This window comes from Burkholderiaceae bacterium DAT-1 (assembly GCA_019084025.1).
In the GTDB taxonomy this organism is placed as follows: Bacteria; Pseudomonadota; Gammaproteobacteria; order Burkholderiales; family Chitinimonadaceae; genus DAT-1.
In genome coordinates this window covers 147,617-170,600 of the sequence record JAHRBI010000007.1, presented here as the reverse complement: position 1 = coordinate 170,600, position 22,984 = coordinate 147,617, and the positions used below count along the sequence as shown (strand labels likewise).

The window sequence follows — 22,984 nt, the reverse complement described above, 5'->3', positions numbered from 1 at the left end:
TGAAAATCTCTCGGAATTATGCGGCCAATCGGCCACCACTCATTCAGGATTGGCGCACCGCCTCAATAAAGCGGGCAATTAATGAAATATCCTTGACGCCTTTGACGCGTTCCACTCCACTTGACACATCTACCGCCCAGGGTCGGGTTTGCGCAATCGCATCCCCTACATTGCCGGGGTGCAATCCCCCGGACAAGATCAAAGGCAAGGGCAGATCATCAGGAATCAGGCCCCAGTCAAAGCATTCGCCGGTTCCTCCCGGTGCCACAATTGACGGTGTATCGCACAAAAGTCCACGTGCAGAGGGATACCGCCGAGCATATTCTACCAAATTCAGGTCGGGTTTGACGCTGACAGCTTTGAGATATGGCCTTCCCCAGCGTTCACACTCGTCCCTGGACTCCTGACCGTGGAACTGCAATACATCGAGCGGCACGTGCTGCAATACTGAGCCGATCGTGTCTGCTGCGGCATTAACAAAGAGGCCTGTGACAGACACAAATGGCGGCACTGACAAAGCAATTTCCCGCGCCAGTCCCACGTCCAGATTTCTGACGCTTGGCGGATAAAATACCAAACCAATCGCATCCGCCCCGAGCCTTGCGACGTCGACCGCCATTTGCGGATCTTTGATGCCGCAAATTTTAATGCGGCAAAACGACTTGCTTGAGTTCATTTCAGACTTTCAACAATCAGATCAAACCATGCCTGAATGTCGGCAATGTGTCCAGATCAAAGCTGTCCGGGTAAGTCACCCCCGTAAAATACAATCCATCCGGCATAAAAGTTGGCGGTGCAATGGTTCGATTTCGCACGGCAATGAGTTGTTTCATATACTCTGGAGGCTGTGCACCTTTGCCAATATGCACCAACGTCCCCATGATGTTTCTCACCATATGATGCAAATAACCACTGGCACTGGTGTCACAAATGATTAAATCCCCTACCCGCTGCAGATCGAATTGATGCATGACTTTGATCGGACTTTTCGCCTGACAGTCTGCAGCGCGAAAACTCGAGAAATCATGTTCTCCCAGCAGATGGTTTGCCGCTGCCTGCATGTTTTCCACATTCAGCGGCGTGTGATGCCAGCCAATCTTGCCTGCTTGAATGCCCGGTCGAACCGAGTGATTCAGCAGGATGTAGCGATAATGCCGTGCCATGGCTGAAAATCGCGCATGAAAAGTCTCGGGCACTTCCCTCGCCCAGAGTACGGCCAAGCCGTCGGGCAGGAAGCTGTTTACACCGCGTACCCAGGCAGTAATGGGGCGATTGACATCCACGTCAAAGTGAGCGATCTGCTTGCTTGCATGCACACCCGCATCCGTACGTCCCGCAGCATGTGCCCGAATGGGCTTGCCCCCCAATCGCATCAGCGCGTGCTCTAATACATCTTGTACGGACTGTCCGTGGGGCTGCGATTGCCACCCTAGAAAGGCCTTGCCATCGTATTCAAGCGCAATCGCTATCCGCGTCATACCCGCCTGCTTATATCAGCTCAGAAAAAACAAAGGGCGGTCCCGGTGGACAGCCCTTTGACCACGATTCGCGGATTATACCGTCAAATCTTGCTCAGCAACTCGTTAGCAATGCCCTGCTGCTCCTCATTACCTTCCTTGAGCGCTTCTTCCAGAATTTCACGCGCACCTTCCTTGTCGCCCATGTCAATGTAAGCACGTGCGAGGTCGATCTTGGTAGAGACGGGATCATCAATATCCTGCTCAAAGTCCAGTGGCGTATCTTCAACCGAAATATCAATCGGGTCTTCGAGATCCAGGCTAAAGTCCGGCTCAGGCAGCGACGGCGCTACCTCTTCTGCGGCGACCTGTGCAGGCTTTTCTTCAGTAGGCAATTCAAACTCAAAATCGAGCTTTTCTTCCGCCGCAGGCGAATCCAGATCCAGCTGGACATCAAAGTCGAGCGTTGCGGCTTCTTCTGCTACGTCCACGGCTTTTTCGCTACCGGCATCAGCCACATCACCCAGTACATCGAAGTCGAGCGCAAACTCGGGAGCCTCATTCGTCTCCTCGGTAGGCGCGGCATCCAGCGAAGGGACGGCGGGCTCGACATCCAGAGTCAGCGGCTCATCCAGTTGCGAAGCAATTGCCTGGCGAACTGCATCATCTACACCGCCATCAGCCGAAGCAATTTCGTCTAGCGGAAGTTCAAACTCTGCAGGCGGTTCGATTTCCAATTCCGGAGCACTCTCGGTGTCGATCGGTGCGGTCGCCAGAATATCATCGTCTACACCCGCCATATTGGGCACGGTGTCACCAATTGCAGAGGTGCCCTGATAGAGCGCGTTCTCCGGATCCAGGGAGCGACCCATTTCCGCAGCAGCAGACCACAGCGAGCCCGCGCCCTGAGTGGCGGAATGCAGATCTTGAGCAACCGAATTAAACGCAGACACATTCTTGCGCCCATTGTAGATTTCGAGCAGCTTAAGGCGAACCTCTTGACGACTGCCGTCGCGAGCCAAGGCGTCCTTCAGAATTTCTTCGGCCTGAGCGTCACGGCCATAGGCCATGTAGACCTCGGCTTCGGCAATCGGGTCTACCTCATCCGTATCGATCGTGCCCAGACCTTCACGACTAAAGTCGGTCAGGAATGAATTCTCGGTGACGCCGGTGCTAATCACACCACCGCCGGTATTCCCGAGTACGGTGTTGGATTTCAGATCTGAACCCGTAATGATGCTATCCTGGAATCCACCCTTACGGCGACGCAGGAACGCAAGCAAGCCGCCGCCAATCCCTGCAACAACCGCGGCCAATCCACCAATCAGAACCAGCGGATTATCAAGCAGTGACTCTTCCTTCGGCTCAGGAGGCAGTTCAAATTTCGGCTTTTTAGGCTTTGCCGGATGCTCTGCCGCTTTGTTTTCGGCTTTTGGCTCTTCCTTGTGCTCAGGCGCCGCAACCTTAGGCTCCTCCTTCGCGGCTACAACCTCTTTTTCGGGTGCCTTTGCCTGTTCCGCAGACTTATCCGCTACCGGCTTGGCCTCTGGCGCCTTCACTTCGGGCGCTGGCTTCGGCTCAACGGGTTTGACAGGTTCCTTTGCACCTGATTTTTCCAGTGCCTTTGCTTGCTCTCTCAAGGCCTTGGTACTTTCTGCCTGAGTTTGCATATCGTTACCGTGCTGCGACTTCATCGCCAGCACTTTTTCCATCTTCTTGACGTTCTGCTCAAGGTCAGACACGCGTTGCTGTGCATCATCCAGTGCCTTCTTGCGAGCAGACGACTCTTCCTTCTGAGCCTGCATCTTTTGCTGGATGCTCTTGCCTTCACCCTTTGACAATTGCAGCTTTTCTTTGTTTTCAGCTGCACCTGCCGGCTTGGGTTCTTCTACCTTGGCTGTGATCTTGCCCTGGGATGCGGCCTTGTCATGATCAACGGGCCGTGTCGTACCCTCATTGGCCAGACGATCGCGATAGGCCTTCCAGTCTTCCGCCTGCGCAACGATTTCCTTGTGCGCTTCACCGGCAGAAATGCTGGCGACTTCATCCTTACCCGGCACCTTCAGCACACGACCGGCTTTCAGACGGTTCATGTTGTTGCCGTCAAATGCATCCTGGTTATTGCGGTACAGGCTTACCAGCATCTGTTCAACGCTCACGCCATCCTGCTTTTGATTGCGTGCAATCGTTCCGAGGGTATCGCCCTTCTTGACCGTATACTCGCCTGTCGTATCGCTCTTGGGCTGTGCTGCCACTTCTTTACGAACAGGCGCTTCAACCTTGGGTGTTTCTACCTTGCTAACCGGCGCTTCGACAGGCTTCGGTGCCGGCGTGGTCACAACAGGTTTGGTTTCACGCGGCTTGGCGGCCTCAGGCGCAGCAATTGGCGCGATTGTCTTGCCCGGGGTATATCCAACTGGATCGAGCAAAGCGGTGTACTCACGCAACACGCGACCGCCATCCCATTTCACTTCAATCAGGAAATCGAGAAAAGGCTCGTTAATTGATTGCGACGAGCGCACGGCAATGTAGTACTGGCCGTCATCGCGCTTGTTGAGTGCAAACTTGATGCCGAGGGAAGATGAAGGATAGTCAACATGTGCATCTTGATAGGCCTCAGGAGACGCCATGGCAATGTTGAGGGACTCCACCTCACCCGGTTGAACTGAAACCAGATCGATTTCAGCCCTGAGCGGTTGACCCAGCCCAGACAGGACATTGAGTCGACCGAGACCCGCAGATTCGGCAAACAGCGGCAGTGCTGTTAACGATACTGCAATTGCGCAGGCCTTGAGTTTAGATTTCATCCGCACAGCTTCCACCTTCATAGGCAAATTTGATTTCGACCGACAAAATAGCATCCGGACTTATCCGGAAGCAAGCGAGCACACCATGCGCCAATGGGTCGTGTTGGTTACGTGTTTCCATTTAGCGCAAACGCTCGCTTGAATTTCAAGATGATACATGACATTGGCGTAAAATCCACGCTTTCCAGCATTTGCGTCAATACATCACTCTTGCACCGAGCACATTCTTTTTGCAGGAATATGCGATGGGTGATAGTGCTGTATAGCCCACATCCAAACTGCCTTTAAATCTTCTTTCAGCAGTGAAATCGGCGGTGCCATTCCAAGGCAAGTAAAGACAATGAGCAATTGCTCCACTCTCTCGCTTTGTCCTTGTTTGAATATTGGTTGAGCGAGCGTCTGTTTGCTGAGTTTTTCGCCATTTTCATTAACAAGAACCGGCAAATGCAAATAGCGAGGGAGAGGCGCAAGGAATTGTTTTTGCAGATACATTTGTCGCGGCGTTGAATCCAGAAGGTCGGAACCACGCACGATATCCGTTACCCCTTGCCAGGCATCATCCACCACCACAGCCAATTGATAGGCAAAAAAGCCGTCGGCACGACGCAATACAAAGTCACCGACATCCCGCGCCATATCCTGACGGTATATCCCTTGTAAACGGTCATACAGGGTGATTTCACCCTCTTCCACGCGAATTCGCCATGCACGCGCAACGCGGCCCTGCGCCAGGCCGTTCCGGCATGTGCCCGGATATACCGGGCCATCAATTCCGCGAATAGACGAATCAGCGATCTCCTTTCGAGTGCATCCGCATCCATACACCGCACCCATCCGGATCAGCTCATTGAGCGCATCTTGATATGCATCAAGCCGGTCGCTTTGGTAGATCACCTTTCCATCCCATTCAAACCCGAATGCTTCAAGGGTTCGCAGGATGTCATCCGCCGCGCCGGGCTGCTCTCGCGGCGGGTCGAGATCCTCCATTCGAACCAGCCACTCACCTTGGTGGAAGCGGGCATCGAGGTAACTACCTGCGGCAGCCAGGAGTGATCCAATGTGCAGCGCACCGGTCGGACTGGGTGCAAAGCGCCCTCGATATTTGCGCGAATCTGTCAGATGTTCGGGATATATGGAAATAGCCATGGTGTGCGCGGAGATGCCTCTCGGTCTGCTACAATGCTGCATTTATTGCTGTCGCCGCATTGTTGAGGAATCTGAAATGACCTACGTTGTGACTGATGCCTGCGTGAAGTGTAAATATACCGACTGTGTGGACGTCTGTCCGGTCGATTGCTTCCGCGAAGGCCCGAATTTTCTGGTGATCGACCCTGACGAGTGCATCGACTGCACCCTGTGCGTCGCCGAATGTCCGGTCGAAGCCATTTACGCCGAAGATGATGTGCCTGCCGATCAGCAAGCCTACATCCAGCTGAATGCCGATCTGTCCAAATCGCCGAAGTGGACGCCGATTGTTCAGAAGAAAGAGCCGCTGCCGGATCACGAGCAGTGGGCTTCAGTGAAAGGCAAGCTGGATCAACTGGATCGCAACGGCGCCTGATTGACCGGAGCTTCCGTTCAAACGCCCCGCTTTGTCGGGGCGTTTCCGTTTCTAGTACATCCCGTTACGCAGGTGCCGCTTCTCTCATCTCCAGCGCCTCGGCAATATCTACCGCCACGCAGCGGCTGACACCCTGCTCTTGCATGGTAATCCCCACCAATTGATCTGCCATTTCCATCGTCAGCTTGTTGTGGCTGATGTAGAGGAACTGAGTACGCTCCGCCATTCGCTTCACCATCTCGCAGAAACGGCTGGTATTGGCATCATCCAGCGGAGCATCCACTTCATCCAGCAAGCAGAATGGCGCGGGATTCAGCCTGAACAATGAAAACACCAGCGAAAGCGCCGTCAGCGCCTTTTCGCCGCCGCTAAGCAAGTGGATCGTGCTGTTCTTCTTGCCGGGCGGACGTGCCATGATCTGGATACCGGCATCCAGAATTTCGTCTCCGGTCAGAATCAGCTCGGCCTGACCGCCACCAAACAAGGTCGGGAAAAGCTCTTGCAGACTGTTATTTACCTTATCAAAGGTGTCCTGCAGCATAGAACGCGTTTCGCGATCGATCTTGCGGATAGCCGATTCGAGTGTCTCCAGCGCCGCATTCAAATCATCGGCCTGCGTATCCAGAAAGCCTTTGCGTTCACGTGCGGTATTCAGTTCATCCAGCGCAGCCAGATTCACGGCGCCAAGCTGATTGATCTGCTGGGTGAGGCGGCCGATTTCCCCAACCAGACTCTGTACCTTCATCCCTTCACCCAGCAGAGGGCGTAAGGATTCCTCATCAGCACCAGCCTCTATCAACTCCTGCGTAAAGCGCTCCAGCGACAGCCGTGCCTCCTGTTCCTTCAGTTTCCACTCGCCGATGCGATCGCGCACCGGATCGAAGCCCTGCTCGATCTGACTCTTCTCCAGCTCTTTTTCACGCAAGGCATTGGTCGATGCATTAAATCGGTCGCGCGCAGCAGCAACGGCACGCTCACATGCAGCACGGGCATCGAGTGCATCTTGGAACCCTATGTCGAACTCACCTTCATCGACATTTTCCAGGTCAAATGCCGCTTCCTCGAAGCGCATCCGCACTTCTTCCTGCTGCTGGCCAAGCGCTTCACGGCGGCGTTCGATTTCGCCCAAGCGCGATTCAGCTTGCTGCCTTGCAAAACCAGCCGCCTGCGCTGCACGTTGCGCCTCCGCGAGACGGCTGCGATGGACGTCACGGGCTGTTTCGGCCTCCGCCTTGTTGAGGCGCGCGGTTTGTACGGTCTCTTCCAGTACCGGCATCTGCGCAGCTGCTTCGCTGGCCTCGATTTTTGAAGCTTCCAGCTCCATCACCGCATCAGCGATCTGCGCGGTCAGCTCTTCCAGATCAGACGCAAGTGAAGTCTGACGGCGCAATTTCTCATCTCTGGCCTGCGTCAGACGCGCCAGTTCGACCTGCTTACTGCCGCGCTGTTGACGGGTGGCATCAAGTCGCTGCCGGATATGTCGCAGCTCGCCATGCGCCTGCGCCAGTTGCGCCTCGACGTTGGCAAGCCTTGCACGAAGCGATTCGATTTCAGGCTGTGTTGTCGCAAGCGCGGACTCAATTTCTTCCAGCTCCTGCTGCCGTTCAAGTACGCCCCCTGCCTGGTCCGGCGCAAACCAGATCAAACTATTGGCTGTACGTAGATGTCCGGATCGCGTCACCCAGATCGTCTGTCCGTCAGGCGATTGCAATTCATCCAGCGCTATATCGTCTTCCACGCACACGACGTTCGCCAGCCACGCATCGAGTGCTGATTCGACCGCTGACTGCTCGCTGCGCACTTTAGCCCGCAGACTGTTCGCTGAAGCACTGAACTGACTGCCCGACCCGAACACCACCACCTGACGCGCCGGCGCAGGCATTTTTGGCAGCGAATCGACAATCAAGCCATGCATACGTTCCCGCAGCACGGATTCAAGCGCACGCTCCCAGCCGGATTCGATCCGCAGATACTGAAATACACGCTCCGCGCCCTCCAGCCCCTGTGATTTTACCCACTGGTCTAGCGCCTTATCGCTCCCGATGCTGGCAAGCAGACGCTTCAGCACATCCCTGCGCGCCAGCAGGCTGACTTCTTGCGCACGCGCCTGATCAAGCTGATGGCGAACGTCATTTCGCTCGTTTTCACGATCGTGAATGGCGGTTTCGTGGGATTCGAGCGATACCTGCAGCTCCTCCACCGCCATGGACAGTGTTTCCAGCTCTAACTGAAGAGTGTCCAGCGCGTCATCATCATGTTGATCGACGCCGCGCAGGTCTTGCTCAAGGCGTTCTGCTCGTGCGCGCATGGTATGTAGCGTGCGATCGAGATGCTGGGCCTGCTGTTCGGCCAGTTGTTTCGTTTGCCGCGCATGAGAGAACGCGAGCTGCGCATCTTCGAGCGCCGCGCTGGCCTGCTCTGCCGCGACATCCAGCTCAGGTACACCGCCCTCTTCTTCCGATACGCACATGACGGCATCTTCATGTGCCAGCCCGGCTTCTTCGAGCTGTAACTGCCACTCTGTCTGCTCATGCGCCAGATCGCTAGCCTGTCTGTTCAGAGTGTCCAGACGGGCTTTGGCCTCATTCATCTGGTTCTGCAGACGCTGGCGGGTTTCTTTCAGGTGCAGCAGGCGCTGCTCGAGCCGCGCCACCGTTGCAGCGGCATCGGCAAGACGGGTTTGTTCCAGCTGGGCATCGTCAGAGGCGGTATAGTTGGCCTCCCGCAGCAATTCGATCTGCGCTTCAGTCTCGCGCAGGCGGGACGTTTGCGATTCCAGCGCCAGTTCCGCTGCGGTGATTTCCTCGCGGCATTTATTGCTTTCGCGCTCGGCATCCAGCTTGCGCTGCAAGGCCAGCAGATTCTGTTTCTGGCTGATCGATTCCTTGATCTGATTAAAGCGCTCCGCCACCTCAGCCTGCGCAGACAGCTTTTCCAGCTGGGCATCGAGTTCGCGGCGAATGTCATCCACCCGCATCAGATTGTCGCGGGTATCGCCCATGCGCGATTCTGTTTCACGGCGGCGTTCCTTGTATTTGGAGACGCCTGCCGCCTCTTCGAGAAACGCCCTTAGTTCTTCGGGACGCGCCTCGATAATGCGCGAGATCATGCCCTGCTCGATCACCGCATAGCCGCGCGTGCCTACGCCGGTTCCCAGGAACAGATCGGCAATGTCGCGCTTGCGCACCTGCTGATTGTTGATATGGTAGGACGACTCCCCCTGCCGGGTCAGAATCCGTTTAATGCTGATTTCGCCGTATTGCGACCACGGCCCTGCAGCACGCCCTTCGGCATTATCAAAAATAAGCTCGACAGAGGCGCGCGCAGCGCCTTTGCGGGTATTCGAGCCATTAAAAATCACATCCTGCATCGATTCGCCGCGCAATTGTTTGGCAGAGGACTCGCCCAGCACCCAGCGCACGGCATCAATCACATTCGACTTGCCGCACCCATTCGGCCCGACCACGGCAACAAGCTGGCCGGGGACAGGGATGTGCGTTGGATCAACGAAGGATTTAAATCCGGCAAGCTTGATATGTGTGAGGCGCACGATGCAGGTTGTCTTGATTCAGGATGAGATTGGAAATGACCAGCCAGATTGTAACGAAAATCAGACCGTCACACCGGGATTGAACAGTCCATCCGGATCAAGTGCCTGTTTGATTGCGCGCATTAGACTACGTTCGACCGGATCATGATACTGATCAGCCGCAGCAACACGTAGGCGGCCAATACCATGCTCGGCGGAAATATCGCCGCCAAATTGCCTGGCCAGGGGGAAGAGAATGTCGTTTGACTGCGCTTCCAGCTCGGCAAAGCGAGACTTGAGCGCATGTGGCAGGGTCAAGTTGTAATGCAGATTGCCATCTCCCATGTGCCCGAACACAATCGGCATCACATCGGGCATCGCAGTGCGAATGGCATCTTCGGCCGAAATCAGGAAATCAGGGATGGCAGAAATGGGCAAGGCGAGATCTTGTTTGATGGATGGCCCTGCACGACGCTGTGCTGATGGAATTCGCTCTCGTAACGCCCACAGATTTTCGGCCTGAGCAACATCCTGAGCAATTACCCCATCCTGTACATCATAAAAATCAAGGACTTCCGATAGCTTTTGCGCCAGCACTTCGTCAGTATCGCTACCGGCCAATTCAATCAATACCGTCACTTTGGATGCTGACTCGAATGGCATGCGCACTTCGGGATGATGCGACACCATCAGCTGCATGGCTGCCTGGGTGATCAGTTCAAACGCTGTCAATACTTCGCCCGCACAAGTCCGTGCGTGTTCAAACAATGCCAATGCCTGATGTACATCGGAGACAGTGACCAAGGCCGTAGCGCGCCCGCGCTCTGCCGGCATCAGCCGCAGGCTGGCAGCGGTAATAATGCCCAATGTCCCCTCTCCGCCAATCAGCAGTTGCTTGAGATCGTAACCCGCATTGCGTTTGCGCAGTGCATACAGCGTGTTCAGAATCGAGCCATCCGCCATTACGGCCTCCAGCCCAAGCACAAGTTCACGCATGTTGCCGTAGCGCAACACCTGCAATCCACCCGCATTGGTCGAAATCAGTCCGCCGATACGGGCACTCTGCCCCGAGCCCAACCACATCGGAAACAGGCGCTGCTGTGCCGCCACTTGCTCCTTGAGTTCAGACAGAATCACGCCTGCCTCCACGATCGCGGAATACCCTGCTGCATCAATGCTGCGAATGCGATTCAGCCTGTCCATGCAGATGATGATGGAGTGATGCGCAAGCGGGGTCGCGCCACCTACCAAACCGGTATTGCCAGCCTGAGGCACGATGGCCACTTTAAATTCGCGGCAGAGCTTCACCACCGCTGCGGTTTGCTGCGCAGAATCCGGCAAAACAGCTGCCAGCGTCTGCCCATGAAAGCGCTTGCGTTCATCCTGCAGGCGGGATGCCAGTTTGTCAGGGGCGGTGATAATCGCATCTGCCGGAAGCAGTGCGTGAAGGCGATGAAGAAAGTCCATCCCCTGATGATACAGACAGAGAATGGACTTGGGGATGGGCGATTTGATGAGGCGAGATTAGGCCAATGCCGGACGTTGCCCCGTTAGCAGGTAGTCGATCAGCTCTTTGACCGGGCGGATGGAAGTGCCAAACGGCAGCGAACCATTACCACGGAAGAACAGACCCTTGTCGATTTCGCCACGCACAGCGGCAGCCAGCTTCAAATCGATACAGAATTGGCCAAAGCGCGCGATACCATCACGCAGGCCGCAGGTACCCAGACAGTCCATCCGCTGAGTGCAACGGCGCGGATCGGCCTGAGCCTTGGATTGCAGCGATTTTTCGCGATTCAGGTAATTGTTCAGCCAAGGCGTCATGACCGCGCGCGCAGGCAGACCAGCCACGCTCACAAACTCAACAATATCTTCCTGCTTGGCGCCTGCCAGCACATTTTTGAACGCCGGATGCGCATCGCCTTCTTCCGTTACGGCGAAGGCGGTGCCGAGTTGCACGCCGGATGCGCCTTCCCCCAGCCAGTGACGTACCTTTTCATGGCTATCAATGCCACCAGCCAGAATCAGCGGTACTTCGTCTTCGCGCAGGTAGAGCGAGCGGAACAGGGTCTTTACTTCATCCAGCACACGGGCAAAATCGAAACGCTCATCACGCAGATCGCCCACCTGTGCAGCGCCCAGATGACCACCCGCATGCGCCGGATGTTCGATTACCACCGCATCGGGCAGGCGTCCCTTTTTCATCCAGCGCTTGAGTACCACGCCCACACCACGCGCATCGGACAGAATCGGGATGAGTGCTACTTTCGGGAAATTGGCAGTCATTTCCGGCAGGTCAAGCGGCAGGCCTGCGCCCATTACAATCGCGTCGGCGCCGCTTTCACAGGACTGGCGCACCAGCGCCTGATGCTCGCCCACCGCTTTCATGACATTAACGGCGATCAGGCCGTTGCCATTGCTTAACCTGCGCGCAGCAACGATTTCGCGATCCAGCGCTTCCAGATTGGCGGCATCGATAGTGGCTTTGTCACGACAACGCTTGGTTCGTTCGACCAGATCATCGTGGTGATGACGGAGGTCGACACTTGCGATAGTACCGACAGCATTTTGAGCTGCGACGCTCCCAGCCAGCTTGTGAGCGGAAATACCAACGCCCATTCCACCCTGCACAATTGGCAACACTTCTTTGCCTGCCAACTGCAATTGTCGATACCACATAGTCTGCCCCGCCTTTTATCAAAATTGGCATGCAGTCTGACAGCGTTTTAAACGCGAGACATTGAGCCGCATCAAGAAGCGTCAGATTGAATTGTATTCAATGAACGACGCCCCTCGCAGGTGCGCCGATACATGCGGAGCAGCTTTTCGGCATTCAGTTCAGCCCCCCAGGCCTGGGCATGTGCTGCCGCCGCCTTTGACATGGAGGATAATCGTTCTTTAGATGCAATGACGGAAAGCACGCTCGACGCAAATGCTTCTGGATCATTGCTGGATGCCAATGCGCCTGCGCATCCATCCACCATATCCGCCACGCCCATCGCCGGAATAGCGACCACAGGCAAGCCTGCCGCCATGGCCTCAATGACAACCAACCCCTGTGTCTCGGTCAACGATGCAAATGTGAAGATATCTGCGGCAGCATAACAATCCGGCAACTCGGTATTGCGATCGAGATAACCAAGAAACCGCACATGGTGATCCAGATCGAGGCGCTTCACGAGCGTATGTAGATGGTCTTCCGCAGGACCTTCCCCGGTAATCAATAAGAGGAAGTTTGGATGCACATGACGAATGCGGTCTGCAGCATAAATCAGCAAATCAATGTTCTTTTCGTGCGCCGCACGCCCCACAAATAGCGCTACGATGCGCTCTTCGCTGATGTCATGCCTCGCTCGGAATGCGGTGCGATGTCCGGATGAGAACTGCTGGAGCGGAATCCCCGTGGGAATGACATCGATGGGTGCGGTCACACCGTACTTTAATAGGGTATCTCTCATGGGCACGCTAGGCGCCACCACGCCATCAGTAGCATTGCATTGCGAACGCGATAAATTGCGCATGATGGGTTTAGTCCACCCTGATGGAATCATTTTGGCGTAGTGCTCGACGTACTCCTCAAAAAGCGTGTGATAGGTCGTCAGCACCGGGACACCTAACTGTCTCGCTAACTTGATGCCTGAGTAGTGCGCAACAAAGGGCGTTTGAACGTGTACCAAATCATAATTTCGCGCAGCAAGCGAGGGCAGTTGCAGCATGAGATCACGCCGATTCATCAACCGGTCTTCCGGATCAAACGGGAGATAGCGCGAACGAATCCGGGTAATGCCACCTTCGGCGTAGTCAGTCGGATACTCAGGACAGATCAGATCGACTTCCACGCCTAATCGCGGCAATTCGCGGCGGAAAGTTTGAATAGAGGTTGATACCCCGTTGACACGAGGAAAGTAGACATCCGATACCATCAGAATCCGCACGCAAGACCCCACTCAATTCTTGATTAATGTGGTCGCACGCTAGCGGGATAAGATGTCAATACAGTGACAATGTGAGCCATCCGTCGCAAGAATACGACTTAAGGTCAGCATACTTTGCAAATCTGGCAAAAGCCAAATAAAATACCAATCAGTATGTCAATTGATGGATGACCCAAATTGAAGGCTGCAGCTCAAACCCAGAAGGAAGATCCAGCCGCCATGCGAAAACTTGCCGTTCAGGCACTTCGCGTGCTGGCAGAAAAGCGTCCTCTTGCAGAAATAAACTACGGTGATATTGCCACCGAAGCAGGTTTACCCTGGCAAACCATCAAGCGGGTACTGGGCCCGCGTGAACAGCTGAACATTTGGCTGGACGACAACACGCCGGAGCCACTGGACACCCGTGATCGTATCATTGAAAGCGCGGCACGTGTTTTTGCGCGTAAGGGTTATTTGTCCGCAACGCTCGATGAAGTGGCTGCTGACGCAGGCATGACCAAAGGCGCCGTCTACTGGCACTTTGACAGCAAAAATGAACTTTTCTTTGCGCTGCTAGACTCACGCTTCAAAACACAATTCGAGGAACTGCTACCGACCGAACTTGAAGCGCACGATGCAAATGCTGATGCCAAAGCGGCTTTGCTCGATCTACTGTCAGGCGTCGTTGATCGTCTGGAACATGACCCGGATTGGCCCCGTCTCCTGCTGGAGTTTATGGGTCAGGCCAGGGAAAATGAAGTGCGCAGGCGCTTGGGTGATGCCTATCTAGCATCCTACAAAATGTCCGCTCAACTCATTGATCATATGTATCGCGTGCGAGGTGACGAACCACCTGCCGATACCGAACTCATGGCGATTTTCTGGAGCGCCCTGATGGATGGATTGATCATGGCCTGGATTGTCAACCCGCTACATGTACGGATGGCGGAAATCATGCCACGTATCGTAGATTTGCTTTGGATGGGGATTGCGCCGCGCAAACAGTAAGCAGTTTGTTGCGGGTAGTCCATCCAAAATCTGTTTTCAACCCACGTTTCGCGGGGTTCATCGCATTACGATTTCAAATCTGCGTTTAGCCGGAGGATACTGGCTACGCATCAGTCATTCGCTATGCAGCAAACCATACAAATAGAATTATCCTGGGAGAACGTCGTGCAGAACATCATCGAAATTTTCACGGAACCGCGCGCAGTCTTTGAACGCATTCAAGATAAGGGACAGGGCTGGCTGCCCTGGTTGCTCGTTTCGATTCTAGGTGTCGCATCATCTTGGTTGTATTTCTCCAACGTTGACTCGCAGTGGTTGGCGCAGGAACTGGTACGACAAGCCAGCACCTCTGGCGCATCCAAAGTTACTGTAGAACAAATGCAAGCTTCGATCACCGGCATGAAATATGGCGGAATCATTGGTGCGCCGATCAGCGTCGCACTTCTGTTTGCACTTTCCGCTATCTATCTCTTGCTGGCAGGCAAACTCATCGGTGCCAATCAGGGCTTTAAGCAGTGGTTCAACTTTTCAGCGTGGGCATCGATGCCGGCTGTGATCAGTTCCATTGCTGCTATTGTCGCCGTGGTGACAATGTCGCCACAAACCGCAATGGAAACACTCCGGGTCACCACTGTCGATGCTCTGGTATTGCATCTGCCGATCGATTCTCCATGGCGCTCCTTTGCAGGCGCAGCTGACCTGATGAGCATATGGTCTATCGCATTGAGCACAATAGGATTGCAAGTCTGGACCCGATGCAGTCGGATGACTGCAATCGTGGTATGCGCGCTTCCATATGTTGTCATCTACGGAGTCTGGGCAGCCGTCATCGTGGCAAAGCATTGAAATCAAACTGAATTCATCATCAGAGTCGCGTAGTACATGACTCAATAGAGGCAGGAAATCATGGCATTGAAAAGCAAGAAAAAGTGGCTGGTTCTGGTGTTGATTGCAGGCATCATCGGCATTCCCGTTGTTGTTAAGTCCAATACCCGTGAAGCCGGACGCGAAGTTGAAACGGATAAAGTGGTGATGCGAACCATTCACCCAACCATTCTTGCATCCGGTACGCTAGCGTTTGGTACTGAGGTCGACCTCCGCTCGGAATTAACCGCAAAGGTAGCGGATATTTTGGTCAAAGAAGGCGATATGGTTGATAAAGGCCAGGTGCTGATCAAGCTCGAGCCTGAGAACTACCGCAATGCCATTGATTTCAATGAGGCTGGCCTTCGCCAGGCTCGTCTGGATATCGAACAGAAAAAGGCTTCACTCGAGCTGCAACGCCGAGAGTTTGATCGTACAAAGCGCCTCTATGAAGCAAAGATGATCGATGGCTCCAAGTATGACAACGCAAAAAGCCAGCTGACACTGGCGGAAGTTGCACTCAAATCCAGCGAGGAAGCCATTCTGCGCAGCGACAGTGCATTGAAGGATGCCCGCAAGAATCTCGCACGTACCGAAATTCGCGCGCCCATCGCGGGTCGCGTGGTGGCGCTGCCGATCAAGATCGGTGAAACCGCTATCCCGTCCATGCAAAGCATGGCCGGCGCACAACTGTTAACCATTGCGGACACCACTGCCATCAAAGCCGAACTCAAGGTCGATGAGGGTGATATTTCGCACGTTAGCTTGGGACAGAGCGTCGAAATCTTTGCCGCTGCATACGCTAATAAGCCACTCACCGGGAAGGTCAGCACCATCGCGCTTGCTCCGATCATCAACCCGACTCAAACCTCCCGCGCATATAAAGTAACCGTCATGCTCGAGCCGGGCAAGGAGGTGCAATTGCGTTCAGGCATGAGCTGCCGCGCGGAAATCATGCTGGGGAATGACGAGAAAAAGCTGGCCGTCCCTGTTGAAGCGGTCATGCAGGAGGAAAAGTCAGGCCAGAAGCAGCCTGAAACCTACGTCTGGATTGCATCCGGTGGAAAAGCTGAAAAGCGCGTTGTTAAAACAGGTCTCGCTGATGATCGCTGGCAGGCGATTGAAACCGGTCTGAAAGCAGATGAACAAGTGATTGCTGGTCCTGGTAAATCTTTGCGCGAACTGAAAGCAGGTGATGCGGTAAAAACCAAACCGCGCGAGGTGGGCAAGAGCGATAAATCCGGCGTCACCGTTCAAGTGAGCAGCGCTGCAACGACAGGACATAGCGCATGATTGACCTCATCCATATTCGTAAACGCTACGTCATGGGCGAGGCTGAATTCATGGCGCTGGATGATGTCAGCCTAACTATACAGCGCAATGAATATGTTGCCCTGCTCGGTCCATCGGGTTCCGGCAAGTCCACCATGATGAATTTACTCGGCTGCCTCGACACGCCAACAAGTGGGCAATATCTGCTCAACGGTACTGATGTTGCCACCCTGAACGATAACGAACTGGCACGTATTCGCAATCGGGAAATCGGCTTTGTGTTTCAGAGTTTTCATCTGCTTCCGCGTATGTCAGTACTAGACAACGTGGCTCAACCCTTGATTTATCGGGGCATGTCTCCATCGGACCGCAGACGCCTTGCGGCTGAATCACTCGAGCGTGTCGGATTGGGTACCAAGCTGAATCACCGACCGAATCAACTCTCCGGCGGCCAACGCCAACGGGTTGCAGTTGCTCGAGCCCTGGTCGGCAAGCCATCCATTCTCCTGGCCGATGAACCAACAGGCAATTTGGACTCCAGAACATCGGAAGAAATCATGGCGCTGTTTGACGAACTGCACGCTGAGGGGCAAACCGTAATCGTGGTGACCCATGAGCCCGATATTGCCGCCTACTGCCATCGAAGCGTGCGCCTGCATGACGGAAAGATCGTTCACGATGGAGAGAATCCGCACCGCCGTATGCCTGTACTGGAGGCCGCGACATGATTTACGTGATTCTGGAGGCGTTTCGATCGGCACTGGCCAGCATTCTGGCTAACCGCCTGCGTAGCGCACTGACCATGCTGGGCATTTTGATTGGCACCGCATCGGTTGTTGCTGTAGTCGCACTGATGAATGGCTTTGGTGACTCCATTAAAGGGCAACTATCCGACTTCGGGGGTTCATCTGCTCGTTTGAATGCCAAGAATGATCGCAGCAACTGGCGTACCGGCAAATGGAATCAGCTCAAGCGCGCCGATATCGATCTGCTGCGTTACCGTGTGCCGGGAATATCGCATGTTTCACCCGTTCTGTATGCAAACTTTGGTGCAGTCTCTTACAAAGGCAAGAGTTCGACACCTCAGATTCTGGCCACCACGCATGAAATTTCTTTTGTTGAAACACGCTTCACAGCACAAGGGCGATTTCTAACAGCCAATGACGACATAACCGGTCGCCATATTGCCGTGATTGGCGATAAATTGCGGGCCGATCTGAATTTGCCTGCCAATCCGATCGGTGAATTTATTCAGGTCGGCAATAACTGGTTCAAAATCGTTGGCGTGCTCGATAAACGCGGTGACTTCCTAGGCATGAGTCAGGATGATCTGATTTATGTCCCCTTTGAGGTAGGCATGTCCCTCACCGGTGAGGAAAATGCCAACTTCCTGGTGCGTTTTGCAATCAGTGACCCCGACAAAATGGATGCCACTTTGGATAGCGCCCGCAGAGTCATGCGGCAAGCGCATCACATTACCAATCCGGATAAGGATGATTTCGAAATTGAGACCTCCAAGGAGGTCGCCAAGATGATTTCGAATATTACGAACACCGGAACGGCAGTACTGGGCGGGATTGTCAGTATTTCACTGCTGGTAGGTGGGATTGGTATTATGACGGTGATGCTGGTATCCGTAACCGAGCGTACACGTGAAATAGGCATCCTGAAGGCCATTGGCGCCACCCGCCGTGACATTTTGATTCAGTTCCTGATCGAAGCATCTCTTCTGTCACTGATTGGCGGTGTTATTGGCATCATTCTGGGGATTGGGCTTGGACATGGAATATCGTCATTGATCCCAGACTTCCCACCTGCCTCAGTTCCAATCTGGATTTCGGTAGGCTCCGCATTGTTTTGTGCGCTTGTTGGTGTGGTATTCGGCATTATGCCGGCATCAAAGGCGGCCAATCTGGATCCGATCGAAGCACTGCGTTACGAATAAGCATCTGATACAGCAATAAAAAAGGCCGGCAAGTCTGACTTGCCGGCCACAAAACTGCCGCACGATGAACGGAAACTCCGAATTGCGCAGCAGCGACAGGATCATTATTAGCCGCTCTTGAGTAGAGCCAGCACCTGATTCGGAACCTGATTGGCTTGTGCCAGCATTGCAGTACCTGCTTGCTGCAAGATTTGCGAGCGCGTCAGATTTGCAGTTTCCGATGCAAAGTCCGTATCACGAATCCGGCTACGCGCTGCCGACACATTGGTCGACGTCGTATTCAGATTTGAAATGGTGTCGGTGAAGCGATTTTCGATGGCGCCATATTTCGAGCGCAGGTTATCAATGACCTTGATCGCATGATCAATTGCCGTCATCGCAGCTGTCGCGCTAGCAGCAGTCATGATGCTAATCCCCGAGCCAACAGTTCCCTTGGTGGCCTCTTCATTCTGACCAGCCAATCCGAACTTGGTCAGGCCGGTTCCATTGCTTGGCGAACCATTACCCTGCACAGAGATAGACTTCCCGTCCTTGCCCTGCAACTGAATCGTACCGCGGGCAATAATCTGCGTACCCACAGTTGTGATCGTCGGGGTCAGCTGAGTCGGTGACAGGTAGGCACCTACCACAGAGCCGGGTGTTGATGAGCTGTTCTTGACTTGGATATCGACGCCTGAAGTCGAACTCAAAACCAGTCGACCTGTGGTTGTATCGGCTGTTGCGACCACCCCCGCGATACCGGTCGAGTTGATTTTCGCCACCACTGCAGCCAGATCGCTTGGCTGTGTCGAGAACTGCACAGCCACACCATTCACGGTGAAGGCGATTGCATTGGTTGCAGGGGCCATCAAGGAGAGCGAAAGCGTCAGCCCCAGTGTGGTCGATGCGGTGGCAGTCACCCCTGTCTGGGTTTGTACCGCATTGATTGCTGCGGCCATGTCTGCGGCTTGGCGCGTGGCAGAGGTGCCAACCATTACGCCATTGATCCGGACGACATCATTCGCGTTATTCGCCGGGTTGTACTGGCTACCGGCACTCATTGTGGAATAGGTACCCCCCGCCGATCCAGTATAAATCACACCAGCGGCCACCACGATGGTAGAACCACTTGCCTGATTCAGTCCGAGCTTGTGCAGATTGGCTGCTGGCGTATTGGTCGACGTCCCAAAATTAATGGGTTGTCCATTAGACGACGAAAACGCCAGGTATCCGTTGTATGTCCCGGTCACCAAACCAGAGTTGGCAGGCGTGCCGCCAATGGTAATAGGCTGCCCCGTATTGTTGGACAGAACAAGATTGCCATTCGAGCCAATGGTAGCGGTCAGGCCAGCGACTTGCTGATTGATATTATCCACAAGCTGCGTGAGGCTGCTCGACGTAATAATCGTCACAGGCGCAGTCGTCCCGACAGCAATCGATAAGCCGGTAATCGGGTGCGACGCGTCAACAGTCGCAGGCGAACCCTGCAAATTGTTGTATGCAGTGGCAGTGACATTTGTCTGCCCGGATGCGGTATTAATTGCCGTCACCAGCGTGGACATAAACAGCTTGTTCAGCGAGTACTGGCCGGCCGCATACAGGGACACCGCCGCAGACATCCCTGCAATCTGAATCCCGTTAATTACCAGATCACCAGCCTTGGGTCCGCTTGCAGATCCGAACATGGATGCCAATTCCATGCGGGAAGACACCATCGTCCCCAGTGGAACATTAGAGTTCAATCCTAACGTCTGGGTATTCACTTCACCTGTTGTAAATGAAATGAAGTCACCCGCATTTGGCCCGATCTGGAAGCTAAACGGAGATGCTGCGGTTGGCCCGGTAAACAATGGCACATTATTGAATTGTGCGTTCTGTGCAACCTGATCAATGGCCGAGTAAATCTGATCGACTTCGTTCTGCAGATTGGCTCGATCACTGGTACTGTTTGTACCGTTCGCGGCCTCCACTGCAAGCTGTCGCATCCGCTGCAGCATGTTTCCGATGCTCTGCAAATTGCCTTCCGCCGTCTGGGCTAAGGAAATGGCGTCATTTGCGTTCCGGGCGGCCTGATTCAAGCCATTGATCTGTGCGGTCATACCGTCAGAGATCGCAAGGCCCGCAGCGTCATCCGCAGCATTGTTGATGCGCAGACCGGTTGACAATCGTTGCAACGAGGTCTGCAAAGATCCCTGCGAAGAATTCAGCGCCTGTTGCGCTTGCAGGGACGCGATATTGGTATTGATTACAAGCATGATTTCATCTCCTGTACTTTGGCCCCGATGTTCAGGTCAGTCTCGACCGGCTCAATCCGGACGAATCCAGCTGACCCGGTCATGTACGCGGCCCACCACGCACATGGTCCTTGCATCACGCGAACATACTCACGCTTTACGCGCGTTCGCCGACACCGGGGTTTCCATGCAATGCCGCCACCGGCCCTGCCCATCGATCCTCGATACACCATTAGAGAGTCGCCTTGCAGGCATTCGGACGCCACTATCAAAGCATTAAGCGTGCCAACTGTAAAACAGGGATTTGAATATGACTTTTCTGTGTAAAAGGCTGATTTCTAGCCATTTTCCGGAGAAATCGATTGCGCGCGGCAAAATATGAACAATCAGGCGGCAGACATTGCCGAGAGGGAGGAATGCTATTCAGGGCTATTTCCGGCGGAGGTAGGCAGCTTTAACTGGCTCAATACATCCGACTGGCCTGACTTTTTTTCGAGCGAGTGCAGGAAAGCTAACACCTCAGCCACTGCACGGTACAACTCCGGGGGAATGTGCTCATCCAGATTCAACTGCATCAACAAGGCAACTAATGCAGCAGACTCATGCACAAAGACACCAGATTGCTTTGCCCGTTCGATAATGCTTTCGGCAATCAATCCCCTACCCTTTGCAACAACCCGTGGCGCATTGAGACCATCATGATAGGCTAGTGCAACTGCAGCCTGAGTAGGCTTGTAGGGTTTGGACACTTCAAGTTCCGGGGGTCTGCGTACTTTATCCATGTTTATCCCTCGGACTGCGAACGAATCTGGCAGCCAGCTAGCTCCAGTCCGGCAGCGTGCATGTTGAGCTGCAGTTGCTCAACGGCCTCGCGTATCGTATGAGCTGTCTCATCGTTAACCGACGCAAAATGGACACTAACCCGATTCCCCTGCAAACGCACGGTTGCACTGACCTCACCCAGCACAGGCATCGTCAAACGAACTTTGCTCCACCATGCATCGTGCTCAGTTGCCTCGGCGTGCTCGTGTTTTCCATCGCGCGCAACCTGCCATTCGAAGGGTTGACCCTGCCATGCTTGACCTTGAAAAACCAGGCGCTGCTGATCAATCTGGTCAAGTTGCCGCTGCACAATGGGACGTGAGATTTCGCTGAGTGCGATAAGCGGTTGCTTATCGGTTACATGCTTGGCATCCAGTCCGCTTTCGTCAACGCCGCTGCCGCGCACCATGCCTTGCTCGAGTGCCCTCACGCGCACATCGTCCTTGCCGGGCGAGCTGCTACGCAGGCCATTTGATTCATGCCCACTCTCGGCGTGCCCCATTTGCTCATGCACGAATGACTGCGCCCGCGGGGATACGCTTGGCGGCGCACTATTCAGTTGTGACTCAGTGCCCGTTGCAATGGCAATACTTTCCGCCATTTCCGCGTGCTGCGGCAAAAATGCAATCAATGGCTCTACACCCGCTTGCGCCGGTGAATCTGGTGTTGAATTCGTGTGTGCCAAAATAAGAGCAGCATTCGAATTCGATGCCGGTTGGTAACTCTGGGTTAGTTTGGACGGATTCAGAGCCGCATGACTCTGCACAGTAAATTCGGTATGACCATCTGGCGGCAATGCCACATGAGGCTGTTCTGACATCGGTAATTCCTCTACCGATGCGTTCTCGTGCGGCGCAAATGAATCAGGCACAAGTCTACCTAAATGATCGCCCACCTGAGTTGTGCGCGGCGCCTGGATGCTTGACCATTGTGATGATGTCTTAGCTTCTTCTCCTGGCAGGGCGTTCGGCAGTTCACGACTGAATGCATACTGAGGCTCTTTAGACAGGTCAGATTGGCTATAGCCTCCCGATATCCAACGGGCAAGATGACTCTCGTAAAACAGACCGCTTTGCTCAAGCGCTTGCTGTAATACGCCGGCTATTTGGGATGACAATTCTTTGCCGGTCTGGATGACCGGCATCCCGCCATAGAGTTGCATGACGCCAGTCTGAATGTCAGGCGTATCATGATCCAACAACTGGCCAATGATGGAACCCTCAGCGCTTAACAACGCCTGACTTTGCTCGGCTAAAGCCATGGCACCGGATTGAGTGATTTGCATACGCGATTGCAATGCAAATCCCAAGCCGCGCCCATTCTCGGTGACTTGAAGCTGAAGTTGATCGCCGCTTTGCGTATCCGGTGGCAAATTCATATCCAGTATCTGATCTTTGATCTGAACAGAAAATCTGCCGGAGGGGAGCTGGCCCGTGACGATGGCATGCAACTGTTCCCCTACAGAGAACAATTGGCGAACTTGGGCACTGGTATCATCATCAGCCTTAACGGGAACAGGCTGAACAGGCTCAACGATACTTTGAAGCAAGTTACTTTGAGTTGTTTGCGGGATCATGCCTATAGCTCCAGTG

General features: G+C 54.3%; 17 protein-coding genes. 6 read left to right on the top strand and 11 right to left on the bottom strand.

Features of this window, described 5'->3' with window-relative positions:
- Window positions 1-43 precede the first annotated feature (43 nt).
- The 4 genes from KSF73_15780 to gluQRS all read right to left on the bottom strand — a co-directional run bounded on the left by KSF73_15780 (window position 44) and on the right by gluQRS (window position 5,410).
- Complete coding sequence (locus KSF73_15780; protein ID MBV1777180.1) at window positions 44-676, bottom strand: phosphoribosylanthranilate isomerase; 633 nt, start codon at window positions 674-676, stop codon at window positions 44-46.
- 16 nt (window positions 677-692) lie between these two features.
- Entirely contained in the window at window positions 693-1,478 is a 786-nt protein-coding gene (truA, locus tag KSF73_15775) for a tRNA pseudouridine(38-40) synthase TruA (GenBank protein ID MBV1777179.1), read from the bottom strand.
- A gap of 83 nt (window positions 1,479-1,561) precedes the next feature.
- The gene (locus tag KSF73_15770) at window positions 1,562-4,264 is read right to left on the bottom strand and encodes a LysM peptidoglycan-binding domain-containing protein (protein MBV1777178.1); all 2,703 of its coding nucleotides are present in this window, start codon (window positions 4,262-4,264) and stop codon (window positions 1,562-1,564) included.
- 204 nt (window positions 4,265-4,468) lie between these two features.
- Window positions 4,469-5,410 carry a tRNA glutamyl-Q(34) synthetase GluQRS gene (gene gluQRS, locus KSF73_15765; GenBank protein ID MBV1777177.1) on the bottom strand — a complete coding sequence of 314 codons (942 nt, stop codon included), beginning with the start codon at window positions 5,408-5,410 and terminating at the stop codon, window positions 4,469-4,471.
- Window positions 5,411-5,486: 76 nt separating this feature from the next.
- On the opposite strand from gluQRS, the gene KSF73_15760 reads away from it, so the two are divergent.
- On the top strand, window positions 5,487-5,825 hold the full coding sequence (locus KSF73_15760; protein MBV1777176.1) for a ferredoxin family protein: 339 nt from the start codon (window positions 5,487-5,489) through the stop codon (window positions 5,823-5,825).
- A 64-nt stretch (window positions 5,826-5,889) separates the two neighbouring features.
- Here KSF73_15760 and smc read toward each other — a convergent pair whose 3' ends face one another.
- The 4 genes from smc to KSF73_15740 form a co-directional block, all read right to left on the bottom strand.
- The gene (smc, locus tag KSF73_15755; protein MBV1777175.1) at window positions 5,890-9,375 is read right to left on the bottom strand and encodes a chromosome segregation protein SMC; all 3,486 of its coding nucleotides are present in this window, start codon (window positions 9,373-9,375) and stop codon (window positions 5,890-5,892) included.
- 60 nt (window positions 9,376-9,435) lie between these two features.
- Window positions 9,436-10,821, bottom strand: coding sequence for an FAD-binding oxidoreductase (locus tag KSF73_15750; GenBank protein ID MBV1777174.1), 1,386 nt, complete (start codon window positions 10,819-10,821; stop codon window positions 9,436-9,438).
- A 57-nt stretch (window positions 10,822-10,878) separates the two neighbouring features.
- Window positions 10,879-12,033, bottom strand: a complete 1,155-nt coding sequence (locus tag KSF73_15745) for a nitronate monooxygenase family protein (GenBank protein MBV1777173.1) — start codon at window positions 12,031-12,033, stop codon at window positions 10,879-10,881.
- Between the two features lie 71 nt (window positions 12,034-12,104).
- Window positions 12,105-13,289: a glycosyltransferase gene (locus KSF73_15740; GenBank protein MBV1777172.1), complete on the bottom strand. Its 1,185-nt coding sequence runs from the start codon at window positions 13,287-13,289 to the stop codon at window positions 12,105-12,107.
- A 219-nt stretch (window positions 13,290-13,508) separates the two neighbouring features.
- On the opposite strand from KSF73_15740, the gene KSF73_15735 reads away from it, so the two are divergent.
- From KSF73_15735 to KSF73_15715, 5 genes are all read left to right on the top strand, one after another.
- A complete protein-coding gene (locus tag KSF73_15735) occupies window positions 13,509-14,276 on the top strand; it encodes a TetR/AcrR family transcriptional regulator (protein ID MBV1777171.1) in 768 nt (255 codons plus the stop codon).
- A gap of 165 nt (window positions 14,277-14,441) precedes the next feature.
- On the top strand, window positions 14,442-15,122 hold the full coding sequence (locus KSF73_15730; GenBank protein ID MBV1777170.1) for a YIP1 family protein: 681 nt from the start codon (window positions 14,442-14,444) through the stop codon (window positions 15,120-15,122).
- Window positions 15,123-15,182: 60 nt separating this feature from the next.
- Window positions 15,183-16,433 carry an efflux RND transporter periplasmic adaptor subunit gene (locus tag KSF73_15725; GenBank protein MBV1777169.1) on the top strand — a complete coding sequence of 417 codons (1,251 nt, stop codon included), beginning with the start codon at window positions 15,183-15,185 and terminating at the stop codon, window positions 16,431-16,433.
- Window positions 16,430-17,140 carry an ABC transporter ATP-binding protein gene (locus tag KSF73_15720; GenBank protein ID MBV1777168.1) on the top strand — a complete coding sequence of 237 codons (711 nt, stop codon included), beginning with the start codon at window positions 16,430-16,432 and terminating at the stop codon, window positions 17,138-17,140. Before KSF73_15725 ends, KSF73_15720 begins: the two co-directional genes overlap by 4 nt.
- Window positions 17,137-18,357: an ABC transporter permease gene (locus KSF73_15715; GenBank protein ID MBV1777167.1), complete on the top strand. Its 1,221-nt coding sequence runs from the start codon at window positions 17,137-17,139 to the stop codon at window positions 18,355-18,357. Before KSF73_15720 ends, KSF73_15715 begins: the two co-directional genes overlap by 4 nt.
- 107 nt (window positions 18,358-18,464) lie before the next feature.
- On the opposite strand, the gene KSF73_15710 is transcribed toward KSF73_15715, so the two are convergent.
- The 3 genes from KSF73_15710 to KSF73_15700 form a co-directional block, all read right to left on the bottom strand.
- Window positions 18,465-20,591 carry a hypothetical protein gene (locus KSF73_15710; GenBank protein ID MBV1777166.1) on the bottom strand — a complete coding sequence of 709 codons (2,127 nt, stop codon included), beginning with the start codon at window positions 20,589-20,591 and terminating at the stop codon, window positions 18,465-18,467.
- A 398-nt stretch (window positions 20,592-20,989) separates the two neighbouring features.
- Entirely contained in the window at window positions 20,990-21,319 is a 330-nt protein-coding gene (locus KSF73_15705) for an EscU/YscU/HrcU family type III secretion system export apparatus switch protein (protein MBV1777165.1), read from the bottom strand.
- Window positions 21,320-21,354: 35 nt separating this feature from the next.
- Complete coding sequence (locus KSF73_15700) at window positions 21,355-22,968, bottom strand: flagellar hook-length control protein FliK (protein ID MBV1777164.1); 1,614 nt, start codon at window positions 22,966-22,968, stop codon at window positions 21,355-21,357.
- Window positions 22,969-22,984: the final 16 nt, after the last annotated feature.